The organism is Vicinamibacteria bacterium, assembly GCA_035620555.1.
Taxonomy (GTDB): Bacteria; Acidobacteriota; Vicinamibacteria; order Marinacidobacterales; family SMYC01; genus DASPGQ01.
The window spans coordinates 1-5,168 of the sequence record DASPGQ010000086.1 but is presented as its reverse complement, the minus strand read 5'-3'; the positions used below and the strand labels follow the sequence as shown (position 1 = coordinate 5,168).

At 61.4% G+C, this 5,168-nt stretch carries 5 protein-coding genes; 3 read left to right on the top strand and 2 right to left on the bottom strand.

The features are described 5' to 3' along the window. On the top strand, nt 1–259 hold a 259-nt coding region (locus tag VEK15_03550), incomplete at its 5' end, for a hypothetical protein (GenBank protein ID HXV59743.1). 20 nt (nt 260–279) lie between these two features. Here VEK15_03550 and VEK15_03545 read toward each other — a convergent pair. Further along, nucleotides 280–1,389 carry a metallophosphoesterase gene (locus tag VEK15_03545; GenBank protein HXV59742.1) on the bottom strand — a complete coding sequence of 370 codons (1,110 nt, stop codon included), beginning with the start codon at nt 1,387–1,389 and terminating at the stop codon, nt 280–282. 217 nt (nt 1,390–1,606) lie between these two features. Here VEK15_03545 and VEK15_03540 point away from each other — a divergent pair, with 217 nt between their 5' ends. Further along, nucleotides 1,607–2,032, top strand: a complete 426-nt coding sequence (locus tag VEK15_03540) for a hypothetical protein (GenBank protein HXV59741.1) — start codon at nt 1,607–1,609, stop codon at nt 2,030–2,032. Between the two features lie 20 nt (nt 2,033–2,052). On the opposite strand, the gene VEK15_03535 is transcribed toward VEK15_03540, so the two are convergent. Continuing rightward, nucleotides 2,053–2,898 (bottom strand): hypothetical protein, encoded by an 846-nt coding sequence (locus VEK15_03535; protein ID HXV59740.1) that lies wholly within the window; start codon nt 2,896–2,898, stop codon nt 2,053–2,055. Nucleotides 2,899–3,246: 348 nt separating this feature from the next. Between VEK15_03535 and VEK15_03530 the strand changes: the two genes are divergently transcribed. Beyond that, a partial coding sequence (locus tag VEK15_03530) for a glycosyltransferase (protein HXV59739.1) occupies nt 3,247–5,168 on the top strand: 1,922 nt, incomplete at its 3' end.

The window sequence follows — 5,168 nt, the reverse complement described above, 5'->3', positions numbered from 1 at the left end:
CATCGCCGCGATCAACATCGAGCGGAGCGCGAACGAGCGAAGACAATCGGGCTCGGTGCTCTTCGTCGACATGGACGGAGTTCTGGACGGGAGAGCGAAGCCGGCTTTCCTCGCGCGCAAGGAGGTTAGCCCCAACGCGGGAGCCCGCCCCGAAGGTCTCAAGAAATCGAACGGGGGTCGCTTCGTCTGGACCGCGAACCAGCGTGATGGCGGCAGCCTCTCCCGATTCGAGATTGCGGAGACGGTCGCGATCCCCTGACGACAGGGTTCGCGTCGATCCTATTGGCTCGTGGGCTCGCGAGGACTCGGATCCAAACCTCGGACGAAGAACTCGTCCACGATCTCGCCGTCGATGTTCTTGAAATAGAAGCGCGCGAGCGCGGGATCCCCTCGATAGGCGAATGTGGCGAACAGGGCCCCTGGCTTCGCGCCCTGATTGGACGTGTAGCGGAAGGCCCACCAAGGGCCATCGCGATTCTGGTCGCGTACGCTCTTGCCGCCGAGTCCGCTGACGAAGGCGAAATTGCGCCCTTCATCCTCGAGCGTGCCTGGATCATCGACCGCGAGCTGGAAGGGATCCTCGGTGCCGGCGATCGTCGGCTGGTCGTAACGGGACATCAAGAACGTGCGCGAGTAGGAGTGCTCGTGGCCCGTGGCCACGATGGCACCGCCGCGCCGGGACTCCTCGTAGACACCCCAGCCGGTGTCATCGTCCTTCTCGCCGAGCTGCATCGATGTCATGTTCTTGTGCCAGCTCGAGATTCTCCAGGGCGAGCGCGACCTGGCCAGTGCTTCGCGGATGAAGAGGTCGTGACCTTCCCCGATGATGTCCGGGCCGGTGAAAACCATCGTCAGTCCGCGCCAGCCGATCACGCATTTCACCGCGACTTCCCCCTCCCAGGGGATTCCCAGCCGCAGCAGACGCCGGGCGAGTCGTTCTTGGTAGCCTCCGCGGTCGTAGAATCGGTCCTTGTCGTGGTTGCCGACGGAAGCGAAGTAGGGAAACTCGGGACCGAGTACCTGGTCGATCTGCTGCTCCCAGGCTCTTGGGTCGTCCTCGTAGTCGAAGTCACCCTGGTGGATTACTGCCTGCGCCCCCTCCAACTTGACGAGGCTCAGCACCCTTTCCGACCATTTGTTGTGCCCCTGGTCGGCGAGAAAGGCCACCGTCAGATCGGGCGGCATCTCCTCTTCGAGGAGCGGCCCTTCGGCTATAAAGCGCCGCTCTTCCGCGACGGGGCCCGCGCTCGGACCCCCGCACGTCAGCCCCACTCCCAGGAGCGACAGAAGCAGCAATCGATGGGGCGACCTCCGGATGATGCGCGAAGCACGGGAAACGATTGCTCGCTTCGTTCCCGTACCGGACGTCGCTTTCTGGACGCGTTCCATCGGATAATGTCCCTTTCTCTGGTCAGCGCTCGATCGGTTCGCTTGATGTTTACCGGCGACGGGGCGGCGAGCCCGACACCAGAGATCACCGGGGGGAAGGGATGCTCTGTTCAAAGATTCTAGCGAAGCTCGCCGACCGGCACAATCGCTTTCGGCGGTGCTCCTCCGCTTCTGCCGTTGACACGCTTCGAAGCGTCACCTAGTTTAGACATGAGGTATGAAACTCGAGCTCAGGGCTCTGGCTCTCGTTCTCTGCGCAGCATCAGTTTCCTCATGCGTTCACTCACCTCGTCCGGAGAACTTGTTCGGCGTATGGACGGGGAAATCGGGCAATGTGCTGCTCGTTTTTCGATTCTTTCACGACGGCCGATGCGAGTTCCTATTCGAGGACGCCGAGTCCGGCTCCACCCAGCTCATCAACGGAAACATGGAAATCGATTTCTCGAAGACTCCCATTCCGCTGACGGTGAGAAATATTCCGCAGCTCACCCACTCGGTGCACACGATCGTGGAGTTTCTCGATGACGACACGATGCGGATGGCCGCGTTTGCCACACGCTGGCGGCTGCGTCCCATCGCATTCGATCCGAGTACGAGCATGACACTGAAGAAGGCCGACTCGGACCCGGCGGCGCAGCCGTAATCCGGGGCAGAAGACTCGCGTCAGTAGAACGCGAACACGACTCCGACCTCGGGAGAGAAGTCCGTCGCCTTCGAGCTCACCGCGAAGCCCGAGTTGGCTTTCAGGAAGATCTTGTCGGAGAAATGCCACTGGATCTCGGGCACCACCGACACCTCGTCCTGCGAGCCCTCGACCATGGCGAAGAAACGAAAGCGGTCGGAAATCCTCCGTAGGTATTCGACGGCGTATTCACCCGGCTCGACCCTCTTCTCCGCCTCGGAGTATTCCGCGGCGAACCGGAAGGTAAGCGTGCCCCATCGGAAACCCTTGATCAGCCCGATGCCGAGCTTGAGCTCCCAGTCGCTCGTGCCGATGAGGCTGTTCTTCTCGCCCGTGGGCAACACGTACTCGAAGTAGTTGAAGAACTCGGGTTTCGATTCGTTCTCGAAGTTCCAGCGCCACCGAACCTGGCCTTCGACGTCGCTCAGTCCGGACTCCTCGATGTGCATCGGTAGGGGTGTCAGATCCTGGGCCGACTTCGTGAAGTCCGCGCTGATGACTCCCGCCTCGAACTCGAGGGCGAGTCGGTCGGAAACGCCGTACCCGATGAAGATCAACCCCTCGTGGGCACGGTACCGTCCTCGGAACTCCTGACGGGACTCGTAGCCGAACTCGAACGGCTCGTACTCGAAGTTGCCGTCGCGGTAGTACTCGTAGAACGGGTAGATCAACAACTCGCCTTTGCGAACGTAGGTTCCGAAGATCGAGGTCGGGATTCCCGTTCCACGGTCACGCAGATAATAGGGCTCCTGCTGCTGGGGGAATCCGTGCTCCGGAAGGAGCATCAGGATCAGAGGTAACACGAGGAAGATGAATCTCGCTCTCACCGACAGCCTCCTTGTAGCTTCGACACGGTGCATCGACGGGCGGCGGGCGAACAGAAATTAGCACAGTGTGAGGTGATTTCCGAGAGGAAAAAATGACAACTGCCACGGATTTTTCGATCAGTTAGAAAGCGGCTGCAAACCATGTCCGCCGGTTTTTCCGTTGCCGGCATCATTTCTGTGTGTTATATCTGTTCGCTGCTAGAGGGGAGGGGGGGCTTCCGTCGTAACGCCCAGGGGACTTCCCGACCACAAGTAGCGATGGTGCTCGCCATTCGCTAACGGTAATCATCGATACCGTAACAGAGTCCCCTTTCGGGCGACGACACTAGCACCCGTGATCTAACAACTATGAGTGTCGCTGAAGTTTACTCGCAGTCTGTCTCTACTGCGTCGGCAAGCCGACCGAGCGTCAAAGGCAAGTTTCTCTTCACCGGGGACGAGAAGACGTACGTGAGGGGAGTCACCTACGGAGCGTTTCGTCCCGACGCGGAAGGAAACGAGTATCGAGATCTCGAAGCCATCGAGCGGGACTTCGTACAGATGGCCTCGTACGGGGTCAACGCCGTGCGTATCCCGCACACGATGCCACCGGCGTCGCTCCTCGACGTCGCTCTCCGGTGCGGCCTCCGCGTCATGGTGGGCCTGTCGGCAGAGCAGTACGTCGGCTACCTGATCGACGGGAACAAGAACGGCAACCCCGATATCGAGGCGGTCGTGCGTGCCAAAGTGCAAGCCTCCGCCGGACACCCGGCGCTACTCTGCTACGCAATCGGAAACGAGATCCAGGCGCCAGTGGTCCGCTGGCTGGGCCGTCGTCGCGTCGAGACCTACCTGGAACGAGTGTACGAGGTGGTTAAAGAGCAGGATCCCGAGGGACTCGTCACTTACGTCAACTATCCGACCACGGAATACCTCCAGCTGCCGTTTCTCGACCTGGTCTGTTTCAACGTCTATCTCGAGTCCCGGCCCGACCTGAGAGCCTACCTCGCGCGGCTCCAGAACATTGCGGGCGATCGGCCGCTCATCATGAGCGAGGTCGGGCTGGACAGTCGGAGAAACGGGGAGACGACCCAGGCGAGCGTTCTCGATTGGCAAGTTCGCGCGTCCTTCGAAGCGGGCTGCGCCGGGGTCTTCATCTTTTCCTGGACCGACGAATGGTTCCGGGCCGGTGCGGACGTCGACGACTGGGAGTTCGGTCTCACCGACCGGCAACGAAGACCCAAGCCCGCTCTGGCGACGGTGCGCCACGCATTCGACTCGGTACCCTGCGTGGCGGAACGAGCGACGCCACGCATCTCGGTGGTCGTGTGCAGCTACAACGGCGGGCGAACCATTCGAGAGTGCTGCGAAGGCCTGCGAAAGCTCGATTACCCGAACTTCGAGGTCATCGTCATCGATGACGGGTCGACGGACGCGACGGCGGCCATCGCCCGCGAGTACGGCTTTTTCGTCATCAGCACCGAGAATCGCGGTCTGAGCAAAGCTCGGAACACAGGTTTGGAGCTGGCCACCGGCGAGATCGTGGCTTACATCGACGACGATGCCTACCCGGATCCGCACTGGCTCACCTACCTCGCCGAGACTTTCTCGACCACGAGCCACGTGGGTGTAGGAGGCCCCAACATCACTCCTCTCGATGACGGGCCCGTCGCCCAGTGCGTCGCGAACTCGCCGGGGAATCCGACTCACGTCTTGCTCACCGACGAGGAGGCCGAGCATCTTCCCGGGTGTAACATGGCTTTTCGCAGAGAGGCTCTCGCGGCCATCGGGGGATTCGATCCGTACTTCCGCGTAGCCGGAGACGACGTCGACGTGTGCTGGCGGTTGCGAGACCGCGGGTGGACTCTCGGGTTCTCTCCCTCCGCCATGGTGTGGCATCACCGTCGCGGTTCGGTGCGCGCGTACCTCAAGCAACAGCGCGGATACGGAAGGGCCGAAGGCCTTCTCGAACGAAAGTGGCCCGAAAGACACAACACGCTCGGGCACCGGGGATGGGAAGGTCGAATGTACGGCGCCGGCCTGACAAGGCCCCTCCCGATTCTGTCTCCCGTGATCTATCAGGGTGTCTGGGGCAACGCTCCGTTCCAATCGCTCTACGAGCAAACGCCGACGACGCTTCTGTCGCTGCCCTTGATGCCGGAGTGGTACGAGGGCGTCTTTTTGCTTCTCGGCCTCTCGCTTCTGGGGCTGCTCTGGAAGCCCTTGCTTCTCGCACTGCCCCTGTTCCTCCTGTCGGTGGGGGCGCTCCTAATCCAGGCAACCACGAGTGC